General features: G+C 70.7%; 14 protein-coding genes. 8 read left to right on the forward strand and 6 right to left on the reverse strand.

All coding sequences use genetic code 11. The features are described 5' to 3' along the window. Positions 1–168: 168 nt before the first annotated feature. Positions 169–1146 carry a class I SAM-dependent methyltransferase gene (locus tag ACIQMR_RS23020; RefSeq protein WP_401390227.1) on the forward strand — a complete coding sequence of 326 codons (978 nt, stop codon included), beginning with the start codon at positions 169–171 and terminating at the stop codon, positions 1144–1146. 10 nt (positions 1147–1156) lie between these two features. Here ACIQMR_RS23020 and ACIQMR_RS23025 read toward each other — a convergent pair whose 3' ends face one another. Both ACIQMR_RS23025 and ACIQMR_RS23030 read right to left on the reverse strand, forming a co-directional pair. Next, the gene (locus ACIQMR_RS23025; protein WP_401390230.1) at positions 1157–2746 is read right to left on the reverse strand and encodes a glycosyltransferase family 2 protein; all 1590 of its coding nucleotides are present in this window, start codon (positions 2744–2746) and stop codon (positions 1157–1159) included. A 219-nt stretch (positions 2747–2965) separates the two neighbouring features. Then, positions 2966–3574 carry a TetR/AcrR family transcriptional regulator gene (locus tag ACIQMR_RS23030; RefSeq protein WP_401390233.1) on the reverse strand — a complete coding sequence of 203 codons (609 nt, stop codon included), beginning with the start codon at positions 3572–3574 and terminating at the stop codon, positions 2966–2968. A 141-nt stretch (positions 3575–3715) separates the two neighbouring features. Here ACIQMR_RS23030 and ACIQMR_RS23035 point away from each other — a divergent pair, with 141 nt between their 5' ends. The 3 genes from ACIQMR_RS23035 (at position 3716) to ACIQMR_RS23045 (ending at position 6751) form a co-directional block, all read left to right on the forward strand. After that, the gene (locus ACIQMR_RS23035; RefSeq protein ID WP_401390236.1) at positions 3716–4624 is read left to right on the forward strand and encodes an ABC transporter permease; all 909 of its coding nucleotides are present in this window, start codon (positions 3716–3718) and stop codon (positions 4622–4624) included. Positions 4625–4745: 121 nt separating this feature from the next. Beyond that, entirely contained in the window at positions 4746–5495 is a 750-nt protein-coding gene (locus ACIQMR_RS23040) for an ABC transporter ATP-binding protein (protein WP_401390239.1), read from the forward strand. Positions 5496–5548: 53 nt separating this feature from the next. Then, complete coding sequence (locus tag ACIQMR_RS23045) at positions 5549–6751, forward strand: glycosyltransferase 87 family protein (RefSeq protein WP_401390242.1); 1203 nt, start codon at positions 5549–5551, stop codon at positions 6749–6751. A gap of 129 nt (positions 6752–6880) precedes the next feature. Here ACIQMR_RS23045 and ACIQMR_RS23050 read toward each other — a convergent pair whose 3' ends face one another. Then, positions 6881–11824 (reverse strand): NAD-glutamate dehydrogenase, encoded by a 4944-nt coding sequence (locus ACIQMR_RS23050; protein ID WP_401390245.1) that lies wholly within the window; start codon positions 11822–11824, stop codon positions 6881–6883. A gap of 544 nt (positions 11825–12368) precedes the next feature. Here ACIQMR_RS23050 and ACIQMR_RS23055 point away from each other — a divergent pair. Then, positions 12369–12935, forward strand: a complete 567-nt coding sequence (locus ACIQMR_RS23055) for a DJ-1/PfpI family protein (RefSeq protein WP_401390248.1) — start codon at positions 12369–12371, stop codon at positions 12933–12935. Between the two features lie 207 nt (positions 12936–13142). Here ACIQMR_RS23055 and ACIQMR_RS23060 read toward each other — a convergent pair whose 3' ends face one another. Both ACIQMR_RS23060 and ACIQMR_RS23065 read right to left on the reverse strand, forming a co-directional pair. Beyond that, complete coding sequence (locus tag ACIQMR_RS23060; protein ID WP_401390251.1) at positions 13143–13802, reverse strand: HAD family hydrolase; 660 nt, start codon at positions 13800–13802, stop codon at positions 13143–13145. Between the two features lie 96 nt (positions 13803–13898). After that, positions 13899–14405 carry a DUF6912 family protein gene (locus tag ACIQMR_RS23065; RefSeq protein WP_401390253.1) on the reverse strand — a complete coding sequence of 169 codons (507 nt, stop codon included), beginning with the start codon at positions 14403–14405 and terminating at the stop codon, positions 13899–13901. A gap of 261 nt (positions 14406–14666) precedes the next feature. Here ACIQMR_RS23065 and ACIQMR_RS23070 point away from each other — a divergent pair, with 261 nt between their 5' ends. Beyond that, positions 14667–15134, forward strand: coding sequence for an Rv3235 family protein (locus ACIQMR_RS23070; RefSeq protein ID WP_401390256.1), 468 nt, complete (start codon positions 14667–14669; stop codon positions 15132–15134). 236 nt (positions 15135–15370) lie between these two features. On the opposite strand, the gene secA is transcribed toward ACIQMR_RS23070, so the two are convergent. Further along, positions 15371–18187, reverse strand: a complete 2817-nt coding sequence (gene secA, locus ACIQMR_RS23075; protein ID WP_401390259.1) for a preprotein translocase subunit SecA — start codon at positions 18185–18187, stop codon at positions 15371–15373. Between the two features lie 239 nt (positions 18188–18426). On the opposite strand from secA, the gene ACIQMR_RS23080 reads away from it, so the two are divergent. Beyond that, positions 18427–18999, forward strand: coding sequence for a GNAT family N-acetyltransferase (locus ACIQMR_RS23080; RefSeq protein WP_401390262.1), 573 nt, complete (start codon positions 18427–18429; stop codon positions 18997–18999). Between the two features lie 68 nt (positions 19000–19067). After that, positions 19068–20228 (forward strand): winged helix-turn-helix domain-containing protein, encoded by a 1161-nt coding sequence (locus tag ACIQMR_RS23085; RefSeq protein ID WP_401390265.1) that lies wholly within the window; start codon positions 19068–19070, stop codon positions 20226–20228. Positions 20229–20257 lie beyond the last annotated feature (29 nt).

Here is a 20257-nt window from a genome sequence, read left to right on the forward strand (position 1 = left end):
GCACGACCCGATGCCCGTACACATGATCGCCTTCGCGGTCGTGTGTGCGGGCTCTTTCACGGCCGACTCCGGGGCAACATCCGCTCCACACCCGACCGCAAACCCCCCGACACCTTCGGCCACTACGACCGGGACATGGCCTTCGCCGACCCCAGAGAGAAGACTCCGATGTCGCAGACGAGTGCACAGGTGCAGTCCCCCGCCGAGGCCGCGGCGCCCACCGCGGAGGAGCTGCCCAGGCCCACCCGGTTCGACGATGTGAAGGGCTGGTTCCGGCCGGTCGACCAGCTGCTCTTCGACTGGTTCCTGACCCATCAGCGCGACCAGGGCCACGCGGGTGATCTGCTCGAACTCGGTGCGTACATGGGCAAGAGCGCGATCTTCGTGGGCTCGTACCGGCGGGAGGGCGAGGAGTTCACCGTCTGCGACCTGTGGGACTCGCCCGCACCGGACGACTCCAACAGCGCCGAGATGGACCGCTCGTACTCGACGCTGACCCGCCGCGCGTTCGAGGCCAACTACCTCTCCTTCCACGAGGAGCTGCCGACCCTCGTCCAGGCGCCGACGTCGGTGATCTCCTCGCGGGTGCGCACGGGCAGCTGCCGCTTCGTCCACATCGACGCCTCGCATCTGTACGAGCACGTCCACGGCGACATCGAGGCCGCGGAGCAGCTCCTCACGCCCGAGGGCATCGTGGTCTTCGACGACTTCCGGGCCGAGCACTGCCCGGGCGTCGCGGCGGCCGTGTGGGGCGCGGTCGCGACCGTGCGACTGCGGCCGATCTGTATCACCGGCACCAAGATGTACGCGACCTGGGGCGACGCGGAGAAGGCGCGCGAGGCGCTCCTCGGCTGGCTTGAGACGCGTACGGACATGTGGCACGGGGTGGAGGAGGTGGCCGGGGCGCCCATGATCCGGATCGACGGCAGGAAGGCGAAGGCGCCGGCGCACCCGCGCTCCCGCCACGAGGCGAAGGCGACCGTTCCCGAGGCCGTCCCCGCGTCTGCCGCCCCCGCGCAGGCTTCGGCCTCCGCTCCCGCCTCCGCCGGTGCGGTACGAGGGCGGCGCGCCCCGCGCACCCGCAAGCTCGTCCGTGACCTGCTGCCGCCGCTGCTGACCCGCGCCCTGGTGCGCGCGTTCCGCTAGAACGACCGCTCTAGGCCCGAGGAGTGCGGCGCAGCCCGACCGGGGCCACGGCGACGACGAGCCCGCGGGTGCCGTCGGGAGCCACGTTCAGCCGGTACGGCCGCAGGCCGCGCAGCCCGTGGGCCCGGCGGGGCGGGGCTCCGGGCGCCACGGTGGCGGGGTGCTCGGTGCCGACGAGCGCGGTCTGCAGCCCGACCCGGGTCCTGCCGGGCGGAAAGGCGTCGGCGGGGATCTGTACCTCGATCTCCGTACCGGCGCCGTCCGCGGCCGGCCGCAGCAGGATGCGGCCGGTCTCCGGGCAGCCCGTGAGCCGGACCGGGGCCACGTCGAGAGCCGCGAGGCCGGGCAGCGGGGTGCGGGCGGTGACGACGAGGGTGTGGCGGGCGGGGCCGGTGCGCCGCCAGTCCGCGGAGACGAGGTCGGTGCGCAGCGGCGGTACGCCGTGCCCGGCCTCGTAGCGGATCACCGAGTCCAGCCCGGCCCGGTCACCCGCGCGTACGTAGGACAGCCGTAGCCGGAGTCCCGGCCGCAGCAGGGCGAGCACGGCGTCGCTGAGATGGTCGGCGACCAGTCTGCGCAGTCCCGCGAAGACGCGGCGCCGCACCGGCTCGGACGCCGAGAGGAGGGCGGGGCCGGTCAGCAGGTCGGCCTCCTGGGCGAAGTGGCGGTGGTGGAATCCGTCGCGGAGCGGGCCGGGTCGGGTGAAGCGGGCGGTGACGGCCATCACCGCTGCGGTCCCGCGCAGCACGTCCTCGATCCCGATGCCGTCGCCGGTGTAGGGCCCGAGGCCGCGTCCGGGTGCGGTGCGTGGCACGGTGCGAGGCCCGATGTCGGGTCCGGAGCGGGGCCCGGTGGTGCGTCCGGAGCGGGGTCCGATGTCGCGTCCGGGTCCGGGTCCGGGCCCGGTGCCGGTGCCGGTGCGGGGCGCGTCGCCGCCCGGTTCGCCGTCGAAACGGTAGTCGTAGTCGGCCAGCACGGAGACGGCCCGCGACCGGAAGAGCGCTTCGAGGGTGAACGCCTGATCCGCCAGGCCGGCCGGGATGTCCTCGGCGAACCGCAGCCCGTGGCGCGCGATCGGCTCACGCCGGAACAGCTTGGTGCTGGACAGCTCCGAGGACAGCCCGGGGGTGTCGAGCGGCACCCCGTGCCGAGTTCGCTCGAACACGGTGCGGTCCGAGCCTGCGGCCTTGGCGTAGACGACGTCGGCACCGCGACTGTCCGCCGCGTCGACGAGCCGGGCGAGCGCCTCCCGCCCGAGGAAGTCACCTGCGTCGAGGAAGAACAGATAGCGGCCGCGGGCACGTTCCAGGGCCTGGTTGACGGTGCCGGTGCGGCCGACGGAGAACCGTTCCGGCAGCCGACTGCCGCCGTCGTCGGCGACGAACACCTCGACGCGGTCCTCCCCGATGGTCTGGCCCGCGAGCGCGTCCAGACACCGGATGAGCAGCGAAGCCGCCGCGCGGACCGTGACGACGACGGTGACGTCGGGAACGCCGCCCGAGCCGTCCGGGTCTTGCGGGTCGTTCAGGTCGTTCAGGTCGTGCGGGTCATCGAGGTCGTACGGAACGACCGGGATGCCTGCCGTGCTCGATGAGCTCATGGCGTGCCCTCCACTCACTCGCGGGCGCTCCGCGCCCGCCCGAGACGGCAACGACCTTCCACCGGCGCGGGCTACGCACCGGTGAAGCGCGTTCACCCATCCGGCTGAACGCGCACCCGCCGGCCGCTGTCCGCCGCGCCGCCGCCAGGCGCGGCACGGCCTCGGTCGCGGGGTGCGCGCCGCCAGTCGCGGGTGAGCGCCGCCAGTCGCGGCCCGACGTCAGTCGTGGGTGAGCGCCGCCACCGCCGAGGCCGCCAGGTCGTCCAGATAGCCCTTCGGCAGGCCGCTGCGCACGACCACGAGCCGCCAGTACAGCGGGCCGATGATCAGGTCCAGGGCGCGGTCCGGGTCGGCCGTCTCCGGGAGTTCACCGCGGGCGACCGCGTCGCGGACCACGAGCGCGGCCACACCCTGCTGGCTGTCGAGCAGGGCGGCCTTGATCGCGTCCGCGATCTCCGGATGGCGGGCGGCCTCCACGAGCAGGTCGGGGATGACCTGGGAGGCGACGGGGTGGCGCAGGGCGTGCGAGGCGACTTCGAGAAGCGCGCGGACGTCCCCGTACAGCGAACCGGTGGCCGGCGCAGGCAGGCCCTTCGCGGCGAAGGCCGAGACCAGGTCGAGGACGAGCGAGAGCTTGGACTTCCAGCGCCGGTAGACCGCGGTCTTGCCGACACCGGCGCGGCGGGCGATGCCCTCGATCGACATCCGCGCGAAACCGACCGCCGCCAGTTCCTCGAAGACGGCGACGCGGATCGCTTCGGTCACGTCCTCCCGGAGCACTGCGGCTCCCGCGGGGGCGCGTCGTGGGGTTCGGGGGTCCGTGGGCATGCCGAGGAGCATACCCGTGACGACGAGACGGTTGCGTTGCGACGTAGATCCGCTCTACTCTCCCCGTAGCGACGATACGGGTCCGTCCCAACGCCAGCGTTCCATCGACCACCCCCCGGCGAAAGCGAGCGAGTGACCAGCGTGAGCAGCCAGACGATCACCCCGCCCTCACCGCCGCAGGTGGAAGACCTCGGCGCGCTGGCCGCCCGTCACGGCCTGACCGTGAGCGGAGCGCGACCGCCCCTCGGCGCGTACATCGGACAGCTCTGGTCCCGCCGCCACTTCATCACCGCGTTCGCCACCGCCCGGCTGACCTCGCAGTACAGCCAGGCGAAGCTCGGCCAGGTCTGGCAGCTGATGACTCCGCTGCTGAACGCGGCGGTCTATTACTTCATCTTCGGGATCCTGCTCGACACCGCCCGTCACGTCCCGGACTTCGTCCCGTTCCTGGTGACGGGCGTGTTCATCTGGACGTTCACGGCCAACTCGATCACCGCCGGCACCCGCGCGATCTCGGGCAACATCGGGCTCGTACGGGCACTGCACTTCCCGCGCGCCGCCCTGCCCATCGGCCTCGCCCTGCAACAGCTCCAGCAGCTGCTGTTCTCCCTGGGCGCACTGGTCGTGATCCTGATGTGCTTCGGGGAGTTCCCGAAGGCGTCCTGGCTGCTGGCGCTCCCCGCCCTGGCGCTCCAGGCGGTCTTCAGCACGGGCATCTCGATGGTCGTCGCCCGCCTCGCCGCGAGCACGCCGGACATCGCCCAGCTGATGCCCTTCCTGCTGCGCACCTGGATGTACGTGTCCGGGGTGATGTGGAGCATCCCGGTGGTGCTCAAGAAGGCGGAGCTGCCGCACGCCGTGGTCCTGGCGCTGCAGTGCAACCCGGTCGCGGTCTATATCGACCTCGTGCGCTTCGCGCTCATCGACAGCTACACCTCGGCCCAGCTGCCGCCGCACGTGTGGGCGGTCGCCCTCGGCTGGGCCGTGCTCTTCGGGGTGGGCGGATTCCTGTACTTCTGGAAGGCGGAGGAGCAGTACGGCCGTGGCTGAGACAACGACAACGATCCCGACGACAGCGACAGCGACCGGCACAGCGGCAGCTACAGCTACAGCTACAGCGACCGGCACAGCGACCGGGACGGCGGAAGCGACCGAACGGACGCCGACCGTCGTGGTCGACGACGTCCACATCACCTACAAGGTCAACGGCGCGAAGACCGGCCGCGGCGCCGCCACGGCGGCCCTCAGCCGCATCCTGTCGCGAAGGTCCGACAAGAGCGGCGGCGGTCGCGAGGTCCACGCGGTCAAGGGCGTCAGCTTCGCCGCGTACAAGGGTGAGGCGATCGGGCTGATCGGCTCCAACGGCTCGGGCAAGTCCACCCTGCTGAAGGCGGTCGCGGGCCTGCTCCCGACGGCCAAGGGCCGGATCTACACCCATGGCCAGCCCTCCCTGCTCGGCGTCAACGCGGCGCTCATGGGCGATCTGACCGGCGAGCGCAACGTGATCCTCGGCGGGCTCGCGATGGGCATGACCCGCGAGGAGATCAGCGAGCGCTACCAGGAGATCGTCGACTTCTCCGGGATCAACGAGAAGGGCGACTTCATCTCCCTGCCGATGCGGACCTACTCCTCCGGCATGGGGGCCCGGCTCCGCTTCTCCATCGCCGCCGCCAAGAGCCACGACGTCCTGCTCATCGACGAGGCGCTGGCGACGGGCGACGCCAGGTTCCAGCGGCGCAGCCAGGAGCGGATCGCCGAGCTGCGCGAGGAGGCCGGCACGGTCTTCCTGGTCAGCCACAGCAACTCCGCGATCACGACGACCTGCGACCGCGCGCTCTGGCTGGAGTCCGGGACGCTGCGGATGGACGGTCCGGCGAAGGACGTCGTGGCGGCGTACGAGGCCTTCACCAAGAAGAAATAGCGAACGGAAGAAATAGCAGGAAAGGGACACAAAACAGACTAGGGTGCGGGTCGATGACGACCCCGCAGGCCCCCACCCTCGTCACGGCAGGCTCCCGCGTCGCCGTACTCCCCCTCCTCGCTCTCGGCGCCGTCTGGGCCGCGACCCGTCTCGGAATGCTCGTCCTGCTCGTACGGGACGACATCGGTTTCGGAGGCGTCTCCCGCGAGGTCTACCTCCTCTACGCGCACTGGTACGGGGAACTCACCCGCGGCACCTTCCCGGTGGACGACCCGACCTGGCAGTACCCGCCCGGCGCCGGGGCCCTGTTCCTCGCTCCCGCTCTCGTCCCGGCGCTGACCTACTTCCAGGCCTTCGTGGCGCTGGCGCTGCTCGCCGACGCCGCCGTCACCGTGGCACTCGCCCGGGCCGGCGGCGTCCGCGGCGGCGGGGTCTGGATGTGGACGGGCGGCCTGCCGCTGCTGCTGCACATCCCGTTCGCCCGCTACGACGTCCAGGTCACCGCCCTCGCCGTCCTCGCGCTCCTCTCGCTGAACCGCCGCCCCCGGCTCGGCGGCGTACTCGCCGGGCTCGGCGCGACGGTCAAGCTCTGGCCGGCCCTCGCACTGCTGGGCACGCCCCGGGGCCGGAGCACCCGGGCGGCCTGGGCGTCGGCGGCGGGCGCGGTCCTCGCGCTGCTCGCCGTCCTCTCACTCGGCCTCTCCCACCCGCTGGACTTCCTGCGTCAACAGGGCGGCCGCGGCATCCAGATCGAGTCACTCGGCGGCACCGCGCTCGCCCTGATCCGGCTGACCGGCGGGGAGGGGCGCGTCGAATTCCGTTACGGCGCGTTCGAGTTCACCGGCCCCCATGTGGCGGCCGTGGCCGGCGTGTCCTTCCTGCTCACCGCGGCCGCCCTGGTCTTCCTGCTGCTGTGGCGGGTGCGGGCGAAACGCTGGACCACGGCCACGCCGTTCGACGCCGCGCTCTGCGCCGTCCTCCTCTTCACCGTCACCAGCCGCGTCATCAGCCCGCAGTACCTGATCTGGCTGCTCGGCCTGGGCGCGGTCTGCCTCACCTCCCCGCACACCGGCCAGCGGCCCGTCGCACTCCTGCTGCTGCCCGCGGCGGCCTTGAGTTCCCTCGCCTACCCGTTGCTGTACGACGACGTCATCGCGGTCACCCCGCTCGGCTGCGCGGTCGTCCTCGTACGGAACGCTCTGCTGCTCACCGCGGCGCTGCTGTCGGCGCGCAGGCTGTGGACGGCCGCGACATGACGACGCGGGGGGGCCCACCATGGTGGTGGGCGCCCCCCGCGCGGCTCGGAGCAGCGTCCGTCGTCGGGACGACCGTCGCGTCAGCCGTGGGTGACGGCCGTCGTGGCAGCCGTGGTGACGGCCGTCGTGTCAGCTGTGCGTACGCAGCAACTGGCGCATCGTCCGCATCGCGACCGAAAGGTTGGCCAGGTCGAAGGTGTCCGACCCCTGGATCTCCTCCAGGGTCGTCCGCGCCCGGCCCAGGATCGCCGCGTTCTTCTCCTCCCACGCCTTGAAGCGCTGCTCCGGCGTCGAGGCGCCGTTGCCCACCGACAGCACGTCCGCGGTGAGCGCGGCGTGCGCGGCGTACAGGTCCTCGCGGATGGAGGCGCGGGCCATGGACTGCCAGCGGTCGGCCCGCGGCAGTTCGATGATCCGGTCCATCAGTTCGGTGATCCGCAGCCGGTCGGCCAGGTCGTAGTAGATCTCGGCGACGGACAGCGCGTCCTTGTCCGTACGGTCCGCGATCGCGACGATGTCCAGCGTCGGGAAGGCGGAGGAGAATCCGGCGACCCGCGTGGCCAGGTCCTCCGGGACGCCCGCGGCCATGAACTTGTCCAGCAGGCCCTGGTACCACTCCAGGTCGGCACCGCGGAGCATCTTCGGCAGCTCGGCCCACACCTGCTCGACCCGGGTCGAGAAGAACCCGATCGTCTCCGTCAGCTCCAGCGGCTGCGGCCGGTTGCCGAGCAGCCAGCGGGTGCCGCGCTCGACGAGCCGGCGCGAGTGCAGCCGCATACGGGTCTGGACGTCGGCGGTGACCTCGTTGTCGAGCGCCTCGACGGCGTCCCACACCTCGCCGAGGCCGAAGATCGCGCGGGCCGCGGTCTGCGCCCGGACGATCTCCTCGATCGACGCCCCGGTCTCCTCGCGGAGCCGGTGCAGGAACGTCGAACCACCCGTGTTGACGGTGTCGTTGACCAGGACGGTCGTGACGATCTCGCGGCGCAGCGCGTGTCCGTCGACCGCGTCGGTGAAGTTCTCCCGCAACGGCTTCGGGAAGTACGCGTGCAGCAGCCCGCGCAGGTACGGGTCGTCCGGCAGCGAGGTCCCGATCAGCTCGTCCGCCACCGTGATCTTGGTATAGGCGAGCAGCACGGCCAGCTCGGGCTGCGACAGGCCCTGCCGGTTGTTGAGCAGTTCGCGGATCTGCCGGTCGTTCGGCAGGAACTCCAGCGCCCGGTCCAGCGCGCCCTCCCGGCCCAGCCTGCGCATGAAGCGCTGGTGGGCGTGGAGGAGGCTCGGCGACTGGGCGACGGCGTTGGCCAGGGCCACGTTCTGCGCGTAGTTGTTGCGCAGCACCAGCCGGCCGACCTCGTCGGTCATCTCGGCGAGCAGCTTGTTGCGCTGCTTGACGGTCATGTCGCCCTCGGCGACGAGGCCGTTCAGCAGGATCTTGATGTTCACCTCGTGGTCGGAGGTGTCCACGCCCGCGCTGTTGTCGATGGCGTCGGTGTTGATCCTGCCGCCGTCGCGGGCGAACTCGATACGGCCCAGCTGGGTCAGGCCCAGGTTGCCGCCCTCGCCGACGACCTTGACCCGCAGCTCGTTGCCGTCGACGCGGATGGCGTCGTTCGCCTTGTCGCCGACATCGGCGTTCGACTCGGTCGACGCCTTGACGTACGTACCGATGCCGCCGTTCCACAGCAGGTCCACCGGAGCCTGCAGGATCGCCTTCATCAGCTCGGCGGGAGTCAGCTTCACGACCCCCGGCTCGATGCCGAGAGCCTCGCGCACATGGGCGTTGACGGGGATCGACTTGGCGGTCCTCGGGTGGATGCCGCCGCCCGGGGACAGCAGCTCCGTGTTGTAGTCGGCCCACGACGAACGGGGCAGCTCGAAGAGCCGGCGGCGCTCGGCGTACGAGACGGCCGCGTCGGGCTCCGGGTCGATGAAGATGTGGCGGTGGTCGAAGGCCGCGACCAGCCGGATGTGCTCGGAGAGCAGCATGCCGTTGCCGAACACGTCACCCGACATGTCGCCGACACCGACCGTGGTGAAGTCCTCGGTCTGGGTGTCGTGGCCGAGCTCGCGGAAGTGCCGCTTCACGGACTCCCAGGCGCCGCGGGCCGTGATGCCCATGCCCTTGTGGTCGTAACCGGCGGAGCCGCCGGAGGCGAAGGCGTCGCCGAGCCAGAAGTTGTAGGAGATCGCGACGTCGTTGGCGATGTCGGAGAACGTCGCCGTGCCCTTGTCGGCGGCGACGACGAGGTAGGTGTCGTCCTCGTCGTGGCGCACCACGTCGTGCGGCGGCACGACCTCGCCGCCCACCAGGTTGTCGGTGATGTCGAGCAGCGCCGAGATGAAGGTCTTGTAGCAGGAGATGCCCTCCGCCAGCCACGCGTCACGGTCCACGGACGGGTCCGGGAGCTGCTTGGCGACGAATCCGCCCTTGGCGCCGACCGGCACGATGACGGTGTTCTTCACCATCTGTGCCTTGACCAGGCCGAGGATCTCCGTACGGAAGTCCTCACGCCGGTCGGACCAGCGCAGACCACCGCGCGCGACCTTGCCGTAGCGCAGGTGCACGCCCTCGACGCGCGGCGAGTACACCCAGATCTCGTACGCCGGGCGGGGCGCCGGCAGATCCGGGATGGCCTGCGGGTCGAACTTCATCGACACATAGCCGTGCCACTGTCCGCCCTCCGCCTCCTGGAAGAAGTTCGTCCGGAGGGTGGCCTTGATGACCGTGAGGAAGGAGCGCAGGATCCGGTCCTCGTCCAGCGAGGCGACCTGGTCCAGGGCGGCGTCCAGCTCCTCCAGCAGGGCGTCGGTCAGCTCGGTGCCGGCGCGCTGGCGGTCCGGCGCCATCCGGGCCTCGAAGAGGTTGATCAGCAGCCGGGTGGTGTGGACGTTGTTGAGGAGGGTGTCCTCCATGTAGTCCTGGCTGAACGTCGATCCGGCCTGCCGCAGGTACTTCGCGTACGCGCGCAGCACCATGGCCTCGCGCCAGGTGAGCCCGGCCCGGAGCACCAGCGAGTTGAACGTGTCGTTCTCCGCGGCGCCGGTCCACACGGCGGAGAAGGCCGCCTGGAAGCGCTCACGGGCGTCGTCGCCGAAGTACTCCCCGCCGTTGCCCGTGATGGCCGGCACTCGCAGACCGAAGTCGTAGACCCAGGCGTGCGTACGGTCCGTGCAGCGCAGCTCGTACGGCCGCTCGTCGATGACCTCGACGCCGAGCCGGTTGAGGACGGGCAGCACGGAGGACAGGGAGACCTGCTCTCCGAAGCGGTAGATCTTGAAGCGGCGTTCACCGGGAAGGGCGCCCACCGGCTCGTAGAGGGAGAGCGAGAAGTCCTTGCCGGACTGGGTGAGCTGCTCCAGGTGGACAAGGTCGGCGACCGCCGCGCGCGGCGAGTGGTCGGCCTTGTAGCCCTCCGGGAAGGCGTTGGCGTACTTGCGCAGCAGTTCGGCGGCGCGCTCCTCGCCCATCTCGGCGTTGAGCGCCTCGGCGAATCCGTCGGCCCAGGACCGGGCGGCCTCGGCCAGCCGGGCCTCCAGGCGCTCCTTGTCGGCGTCGGTGAGGTGCGTCAGCTCGGTGCCGGACGGGACCCGGACGACGAAGTGGAGGCGGGTGAGCACCGACTCGGTGCTCATCAGGGTGAAGTCGACGCTGGTGCCGCCGAGCTCCTCCTTGAGGATGCCGGTCAGCCGCTCACGGACGGTCGTGTTGAAGCGGTCGCGCGGCAGGTAGACGAGGGCCGAGTAGTACCGGCCGTACTCCTCCTGGCGCAGGTACAGCCGCAGCCGGCGACGCTCCTGCAGGTACAGGACGCTCGTCACGATCGACCGCAGCTCGTCGACGGGCGTCTGGAACAGTTCGTCGCGCGGGTACGTCTCCAGGATCTGCAGGAGGTCACGGCCGTCGTGGCTGTGCGGCGAGAAGCCGGCGCCTTCGAGGACCTCCGCGACCTTGCGGCGGATCACCGGGACACGGCGCACGGACTCGGTGTACGCGGCCGAGGAGAACAGGCCCAGGAAGCGGCGCTCGCCGACGACGTTGCCCTCGGCGTCGAACTTCTTCACGCCGACGTAGTCGAGGTAGCTCGGGCGGTGCACGGTGGCGCGACTGTTGGCCTTGGTGAGGATCAGCAGCTTGTGCTCGCGCGCCTTGGCGCGGGCGTCCGCGGGCAGCCGGTTGAACGAGGGGCTCACGGGGTGGCCGTGCGCGTCGTCGCCGGTGTGGTGCGGGTCGGAGCGGAGGATGCCGAGACCCGTGCCGGGGACCGCGGCCAGCGCGTCGCTGTCGACCAGGTTGTACTCGCGGTAGCCGAGGAAGGTGAAGTGGTCGTCGGACAGCCAGCGCAGCAGCTCGCGGGCCTCCCCGACCTCGTCCTCGCTGAGATCGTCGGCGACGGGCTCGCCGGGGAGCTCCTCGGCGATGCGCAGCGCCGCGTCGCGCATCTTCTCCCAGTCCTCGACGGCCTCGCGGACGTCGGACAGCACGCTCAGCAGGTCGGAGGTGATCTGCTTCAGATCGGAGCGGTCGGTCTCGCGGTCGATCTCGACATGGATCCAGGACTCGACGAAGGCGTCGTGCGGCAGCTTGGCGCCGTTCGGCTCGCCGCAGAGCACCTCGATCAGCTTGCCGGTGACATCACGGCGCACGACGATCTGCGGGTGGATCACGACGTGGATGCCGCGGCCCTGGCGGGACAGCTCGTTGGTGACGGAGTCGACGAGGAAGGGCATGTCGTCGGTGACGACCTCGACGACGGAGTGGCTGGACGTCCAGCCGTTCTCCTCGACGGTCGGGGTGTGCACCCGGACGTTGGCCGTGCCCTGCGGTCGGTTCTCGGCGAGACGGTAGTGCGAGACGGCTGCGCCGTAGACGTCGACCGGGTCGCGGTCGGCGAGGTCCTCGGGGGCGGTGTGCAGGTAGTAGCGCTGGAGGAACGCGAGGAGGTGGCCCTGGTCAGGACGCTCCCCGCCGTCGGACCCAGTCGGAAGTTGCCCCCCGCCCGGGCTGTGCTCAGCTACCCGAGCGGCCCTTTCGAGCAGCTCGGCCTTGGCTTCGTCCAGCTTGGTCTGCATGTCCTCTGGCTCCTGTCGCGCGCCGTTGCGTGACGTAGGGGGAAAAGATGGCACGACGCCGCGACGCGGAATGTCCGGTCGGGGTCGGCGTCATGCCTGGGTGAGAGAAGTCCGGACCGTGACCGGCCCGTGCGGGCCGCGGGCCCGGAAGGTGACCGCAGCGCGGTCCACGCGCTCTTCGCGCTCCGTGCGGGCCGGTCCGTCCTGGAAAGGACCCGACCTCGCGGGGAAGATCAGCTCGCACCCGGCCGCTGTGGCGTACCGGGCGCAGTCCCCCAGCTACCGCTGGGCGGAGCCCGCAGGAGGCACCGCTGCCCCCTCGGCGTATCGCGCTGATCACGGGTCAAGGCTATCGCCCCTCACCCCTGACCCGTCATGAGCCGTATGTGTACAAAAGCGGGGCCGGAAGTTTGACAGTCTGGACAGCGACACGTGGCCTCTTGGCAAATCGGCGTCGGGGAGGCAGGTTGACGGTGGGACCGAAGCCCGACAAATCGATACAGCCGTATCGATACAGCCATATCGATACAGGGGAGCAGGAGCCATGAGTGTGAAGATCCTGATCGTCACCGGCGACGCAGCCGAGTCCCTGGAGGTCCTCTACCCGTACCAGCGGCTGCTCGAAGAGGGCTATGAGGTCCATATCGCCGCCCCCGCCCGCAAACAGCTCCGGTTCGTCGTCCATGACTTCGAGCCCGGCTTCGACACGTACACGGAGAAGCCCGGCTACACGTGGCCGGCCGACCTGGCCTTCTCGGAGGTCGACCCGGGGGACTACGCCGCGATCGTCATCCCGGGCGGCCGCGCCCCGGAGTACCTCCGCAACGACCCGGAACTCCGCAAGATCCTCAAGTCGTTCTTCGACGCCGACAAGCCCGTGGCCCAGATCTGCCACGGCCCCCTGCTGACGGCCGCCACCGGCAGCCTCACGGGCCGCAGGGTCACGGCCTATCCCGCCCTGGAGCTCGACATGCAGGCGGCGGGCGCGTCCTTCCAGGACACCGAGGCCGTGGTCGACGGCACACTGATCTCCTCCCGCGCCTGGCCGGACCACCCTGCCTGGATGCGCGAGTTCCTCACGGTGCTGAGGTCGAAGGCTCCGCTGAGCTGACAGGCCGACGGGGCCCACAGTGCCGGGCTGAGAGTGCTGTAGGTGCCCAGAGGGCTCTGTGCGGGTCGAGGGGCTCTGTGCGTGTGACGGGGCCCGTATGTGCCGACGGGGCTGTACGTGCCGACGGGCCGCTGCACGGGCGGGGTGCGGTGCCGGCTGGCGCTGTCCGGTCCGTCCCGCGCCGGAGGGCGGACAGGGCGGGGCGCGCTACGCCAGCTCCTCCGCGACCGTCACCGCCTCCGCCAGGCTGTCCACCACCGGCACCCCTGCGGACTCCAGGCTCGCTCGGCTGTGCGAGCCCCCGGTGTACAGCACGGCCTTCGCGCCGACGTGCGCCGCGGCGACCGCGTCGTCCACCGCGTCGCCGACGACCACGATCCGCTCCGGCGGCACCCCTTCCAGCGCGGCCAGATGCCGCACCATGTGCTCCGTCTTGCCCGTGTGCGACGCGCCGATCCGCCCGTCGACCCGTACGAAGCGCGCCTCGATGCCGTGCCGCCGCACGATCGGTATCAGTTGCTCGTGCGGGGCCAGCGACAGCAGCGACTGCGTACGCCCCGCCTCCTGGCGCTCGGCGAGCAGCTCCGCCGCCCCGGCCGTGAGCACACAGGCGTCGGCCCGCTGCCAGTAGTGCTTGTGGAACACCGCGTCCATGACCGCCCACTCGTCGTCCGTGGGCAGCCGGCCCATCAGCCGCTCGTAGAACAGCGGCACCGGCACGCAGTACAGCTCGCGATAGCGCTCGAGCGTGATCGAGGCGAGCCCTATCTCCGCGAACGACGCGTTCGTCGCCTCGATGATCGTGTGGATGTCGTCGAGCAGTGTGCCGTTCCAGTCCCAGACCAGATGCGCCGTGTGCTTCCCCATGTCGAGCAACGGTACCGGCCGGGTACGACAACGACCGAGGCAACCGAAACGAACCGGGCCGGGCCGGACCGCGTCAGCCGGGCCAGGCAGGCCGCGTCAGCCGATGAGCCCGGGGATCTCCTGCACCCCGTACCAGAGCAGCTCGTGGTCCTCGGCGCCGTCCACGATGAACTGAGCGTCGTCGTCCCCGTGGTCCGCAGCACCGAGCGCGCCGGCCGCCGCGGCCACATCGCTCTCCGCCTCGTCGGAGTCCACATGCACCGACGCCGCCTTCACCAGCGGCACCGCGGCCGCGATCCGCACCTCACCGAGAGACGCGGACCCCAGCGCCTGGCCCGGATCCGCGGTCGCCGCGCCGTCCGGTACGTCGACGGCGACGACGACCCGCCGCCGCGCCACACCCGGGTCGCCCGCCAGCTGCCGCAGCGACGCCGCCGCGGCCCTGTTCAGCGCCGCGTACTCGAGCTCCTCGATGTCGTCGGACACGTACCACTCGCGCAGCGCGGGCGTCACGGCGTAGGCGATCAGCGGACCGGGCCCGAGCTCGCCCGCCTTGTGCGCCTCTGCGAGACCGGGGAGGGTCAGGGGGACGTAGACGCGCATGGTGGCCGCTTTCGTAGTCGGGTGAGCACTTAAGGATACGTGTGAAGTCCCCCTTCGGGCTGCCCTGGAGGCCCCTTCCGGCGTCGCCCCGGAGCACCCGCGGTCCGCGCGGTTCCCGGCGCTCAGAGCCCGCCGTCACCCTGATAGGTGATCCTCGGCGCCGCTGTCCGCGCGGTCCCGTGGTCCTTGCGGCGGCCGCTTCCCGGCCCGTACAAGATCCCCACCGGAAAGTTACTTGTGAGTATCGAAGGGGCGACCGCCATGCACCACACCTCGGCCAGGACGCGGACGAAGCCCGGGGACCGCCATGACAGCCGCGGCCCCGGCCGCGCCGCACGGCGCCCCGCAGCGCCGCCCGTGGCGCCCGGCCCAGGGCCCGCCGCCGGCGGCCGCTCCCGTCTTCCCCGCTACTGGTTCGCCGAACGGCTGCTCTCGGTCCTCAGCGGCCACCGCCCCGTGCACTGGATGCTCGGCCACACCATCGGCGACGCCTACGAGCAGCTCGTCCGCCTCGCTCCCGGCACTCCGCTCCGTACGAACGGCCTGCGGCCCGCGGTCCGCCACTGCGACGAGTACGTACCGCGGCCAGGAGTCATCGAGGCCTTCGCCCGCATCGCCGCGGGCGAGCAGGTCCGCGCCATGGCCTTCCGCCTCGAACAGGGCCGAGACCTCCGCTGGCGCTGCGCAGCCGTGGAACTCGGCGGCGAACGCGTCACCGCCGGAGTCTGACACCCGAGCGGTCGCCGACGGCCACTGCCGGGGGAACAGCGGGGCACAGCCGACGCCGACCCGGCGATCCCCGGCCACCGCGGCGCACGGCCGAGAACCGCACGGGCCGCCCCCGACGCCTCGGCGGTCGCCGGCCAGCTCGGCCAGGGGACCCGAGCCACGCCGGCGCCCGTGTGAATGCCCGCGGGGCCGGACACCTTCCGGTGTCCGGCCCCGCGGTTCTCACGCCTTCGGCGTCACTTCTTGCGGCGGCGCCCCGCGCTCTTCTGCGCCTTGCGGCGCTCCGCGCGCGTCATCCCGTCGGACTCCGAGCGGGGCGAGTCGCCGTTCGCGAAGTCGCCCTCGACCACACCGCCCTCGCCGTCGACCGTCGGCGCCGAGAAGTGCAGCCGGTCCGGACGCTGCGGTGCGTCCAGCCCCTTCGCGCGGATCTCGGGACGGCCCGCGCCCGCCGGCACCGCGTCCTCCTTGGCCAGGGACTTCTTCTCGGCCGCGTCCTGCACCGGGATCTCCTCGACCTGCTGCTCGACCTGGACCTCCAGGTTGAACAGGTAGCCGACGGACTCCTCCTTGATGCCGTCCATCATCGCGGTGAACATGTCGAAGCCCTCGCGCTGGTACTCCACGAGCGGGTCCTTCTGCGCCATCGCGCGAAGGCCGATGCCCTCCTGGAGGTAGTCCATCTCGTAGAGGTGCTCACGCCACTTGCGGTCCAGGACGGACAGCACCACGCGCCGCTCCAGCTCACGCATGATGTCCGAGCCGAGCTGCTTCTCGCGCTCGTCGTACTGCTCGTGGATGTCGTCCTTGATGGTCTCGCCGATGAACTCGGCGGTGATCCCGGCCCGGTCACCCGCCGCGTCCTCGAGCTCGTCCACGGTCACCTTCACCGGGTAGAGCTGCTTGAACGCGCCCCACAGCCGGTCGAGGTCCCACTCCTCGGCGAAGCCCTCGACGGTCTCCGCCTGGATGTACGCGTCGATCGTGTCGTCCATGAAGTGGCGGATCTGCTCGTGCAGGTCCTCGCCCTCCAGGACGCGACGGCGCTCGCCGTAGATGACCTTGCGCTGCCGGTTGAGCACGTCGTCGTACTTCAGGACGTTCTTCCGCGTCTCGAAGTTCTGCTGCTCGACCTGCGACTGGGCGGACGCGATCGCGCGCGTCACCATCTTGTTCTCGATCGGGACGTCGTCCGGCACATTGGCCATGGCCATGACGCGCTCGACCATCTGCGCCTTGAACAGCCGCATGAGGTCGTCACCGAGGGAGAGGTAGAAGCGGGACTCGCCCGGGTCGCCCTGACGGCCGGAACGACCGCGCAGCTGGTTGTCGATACGCCGCGACTCATGGCGCTCGGTGCCCAGGACGTACAGCCCGCCGAGGGACTTGACCTCTTCGAACTCCGCCTTCACGGCCGCCTCGGCGCGCTCCAGCGCCTGCGGCAGTGCCGCGGCCCACTCCTCGACGTGCTCGACCGGGTCCAGGCCGCGCTGCCGCAGCTCCGCCTCGGCCAGGTCGTCCGGGTTTCCGCCGAGCTTGATGTCCGTGCCACGGCCGGCCATGTTCGTCGCGACGGTGACGGCGCCCTTGCGGCCCGCCTGGGCGACGATGGTGGCCTCGCGGTCGTGCTGCTTGGCGTTGAGAACCTCGTGCTGGATGCCGCGCTTGTTGAGCTGCTGGGAGAGGTACTCGGACTTCTCGACCGACGTCGTACCGACGAGGATCGGCTGGCCCTTGCCGTGCTTCTCCTCGATGTCGTCGACCACGGCCGCGAACTTGGCGACCTCGGTGCGGTAGATGAGGTCCGACTGGTCCTTGCGGACCATGGGGCGGTTCGTCGGGATCGGGACGACGCCCAGCTTGTAGATCTGGTGGAACTCGGCGGCCTCCGTCATGGCCGTACCGGTCATTCCGGAGAGCTTCCCGTAGAGGAGGAAGAAGTTCTGCAGGGTGATCGTGGCGAGCGTCTGGTTCTCGTCCTTGATGTCCACCCCTTCCTTCGCCTCGATCGCCTGGTGCATGCCCTCGTTGTAGCGGCGGCCCGCGAGGATACGGCCGGTGTGCTCGTCGACGATCATGACCTCGCCGTCGATGACGACGTAGTCCTTGTCCTTCTTGAAGAGCTCCTTGGCCTTGATGGCGTTGTTCAGGTAGCCCACCAGCGGGGTGTTCACCGACTCGTAGAGGTTGTCGATGCCCAGCCAGTCCTCGACCTTCGCGACACCCGACTCATGGATGGCGACGGTCCGCTTCTTCTCGTCGACCTCGTAGTCGCCGGTCTCCTCGATGCCCTTGAGCGGATTGCCCGGCTCGCCCCGATTCAGCCGCTTCACCAGCTTGGCGAAGTCGCCGTACCACTTGGTGGCCTGGTCGGCGGGGCCGGAGATGATCAGCGGCGTACGCGCCTCGTCCACGAGGATCGAGTCGACCTCGTCGACGATCGCGAAGTTGTGGCCGCGCTGCACGAGCTCCTCCTGCGACCACGCCATGTTGTCGCGCAGATAGTCGAAGCCGAACTCGTTGTTCGTGCCGTACGTGATGTCGCACGCGTACTGCTCGCGGCGCTGCGCGGGCGTCATGTTGGCGAGGATGCAGCCGACGTCGAGGCCGAGGAACTTGTGGACCCGGCCCATCATCTCGGAGTCGCGCTCGGCCAGGTAGTCGTTGACCGTGATCAGGTGGACGCCCTTGCCGGAGAGCGCGTTGAGATACGCCGGGAGCGTGCCGACGAGGGTCTTGCCCTCACCGGTCTTCATCTCGGCGACATAGCCGAGGTGCAGCGCGGCGCCACCCATCAGCTGGACGTCGTAGTGACGCTGGCCGAGGACGCGCTTGGCGGCCTCACGGACGGTGGCGAACGCCTCGGGCAGCAGGTCGTCGAGGCTCTCGCCGTCGGCGAAGCGCTCCTTGTACTCGTCCGTGAGGGCCCGCAACTCGGCGTCGGAGAGGGAGACGAAGTCCTCCTCGATGGAGTTGACCTGGTCCGCGATGCGGTGCAGTTTGCGCAGGATCTTGCCTTCGCCTGCACGCATGAGCTTGTTGAAGACGGACACTGAGGCGGGTCTCCTTGCCGGTCGGGCCTGGCACTGGGTCGTTTATGGACACTGGCGCGGGCACGGCAGGTGGACCCCACCGCAACGGCCATCGTAAGCGAGGACCCCGCCACGCCGGGAGAGCCGCCGTCACCCATGGCCGACTGCCGCGCACCAAGAGAACGTGCGGAGGGCTCGGAAGGTGCCGCAGATCTCGAAAAGTGTTCGCGCCACCGACGCAGAGTGACCACAATTCCGTTATGGAGCCCATCACCCTCACCACCAACCGACTGCTGCTGAGCCCCTTCACCCCCGGTGACGCCGACGAGGTCCACGCGGCCTGTCAGGACCCCGACATCCAGCGCTGGATCCCGGTCCCCTCGCCCTACGAACTGCGGCACGCGGAGGAATTCATCGAGGTGACCGTGCCGGACGGCTGGCGCAACGACTCGGAGTACACCCTCTCCGTACGCCTGCGGGAGAGCGGTGAGCTCATCGCGTCGTCGGGCCTGCACCACCCGCGCTCGGGCTCCTGGGAGATCGGCTTCTGGATGGCCAAGGAGCACCGCGGCCGCGGCTATGCGACCGAGATGGTGCTCGCCATGGCCCGCTGGGCCTTCACGGACCTCGCCTGCACCCGGCTGGAGTGGCGCGCGGAGGTGGGCAACACGGCCTCGCGCGGCGTCGCCGAGAAGGCCGGCTTCACCGTCGAGGGCGTCCAGCGGTCGGGCTTCCACGGCAGGGGCACGCTCCGTGACTGCTGGATCGCCTCGCTGCTCCCGTCCGACCTCGGGCTCCCGTGCCCGGTCCCCTATCTGCCGTCGAACACCTGACGGGCGCCGCCCGGGCGGGCGCGACCGCCGAGGACCGATTGTCGGTGCCGCCCTCTAAGGTGCGGAACATGAAGACCGCACCGCCTGCCGCCGAGCTGTCCGCCGACGAGGCCCGCCGCCTCGCGCTGCGCGCCCAAGGGTTCCTGGGCGCCCCCGACCGCCGCGGCGGCGCTCGGGGGGTGCTGCGCCATCTCGGCGCCGTGCAGCTGGACACGATCTCGGTGCTGGCGCGCTCGCACGAGCTGATTCCCTACGCCAGGCTCGGCGCGATCGGCCGCAAGGCCGTCGAGAGCGCGTACTGGACGGAGGGACACGCCTTCGAGTACTGGTCGCACGCGGCCTGCATACTCCCCGTCGAGGAGTGGCCGCACTTCGCCTTCCGCCGGCGCGCCTACCGCTCCCGCCCGCACTGGTACCACGACCTCCAGGACGGGGCCTATGACACGGTGATCAAGCAGCTGCGCACCGAAGGCCCCCTCACCGCCACGGAACTGGGCGGCGCGAAGAACGGCGGCCCCTGGTGGGACTGGTCGGAGGCCAAGGTCGCCGTCGAGCGGGCGCTGATGTACGGCGAGGTGGTGTGCACCGAGCGGCGCGGCTGGAAGAGGGTGTACGACCTCGCCGAGCGCGCCGTCCCGGACGCACTGCTCCATGACGACCTGGCCGACGAGGAGTGCCTGCGCCGTCTGGTGCGGCTCGCCGGCCAGTCGCTGGGCGTGGGCACGCGCGCGGACATCGCGGACTACCACCGTCTCAAGGGCGAGCAGTTCGATGCCGTGGTCGCCGACTCGGGACTGGTGCCGGTCCGCGTGGAGGGCTGGGAGAAGCCTGCCTGGGCGGACCCCGAGGCGCTGGCGACCGAGCCGCGCGGCCGTCACCGTACGACGCTGCTGTCGCCCTTCGACTCACTGATCTGGGAGCGGGCACGCACCGAGCGGATCTTCGGCTTCACACACCGCCTGGAGGCGTATGTCCCCAAGCCCAAGCGGGTGTACGGCTACTTCGCGATGCCGCTGCTGTCGGGCGGCCGGCTGCTGGGCCGCGTCGATCCTGCTCGTGAGGGCACCACTCTGGTCGCCAGGCAAGTTTCGCTGGACACGCCGAAGGCGGTGCGGCCCATGGCCCAGGCGTTGCTGGAGGCGGCGCGGTGGGTCGGCTGCGACACGGTCCGCGTCGAGCGGGTGGACAGCCCGGAGCTGGCAGCGCCCCTGGTCGCCGCCCTCGCCTGAGCCGGAAGCACTGTGCCCTGCGGGCCTGG

The organism is Streptomyces sp. NPDC091376, from assembly GCF_044757085.1.
In the GTDB taxonomy this organism is placed as follows: Bacteria; Actinomycetota; Actinomycetes; order Streptomycetales; family Streptomycetaceae; genus Streptomyces; species Streptomyces pratisoli.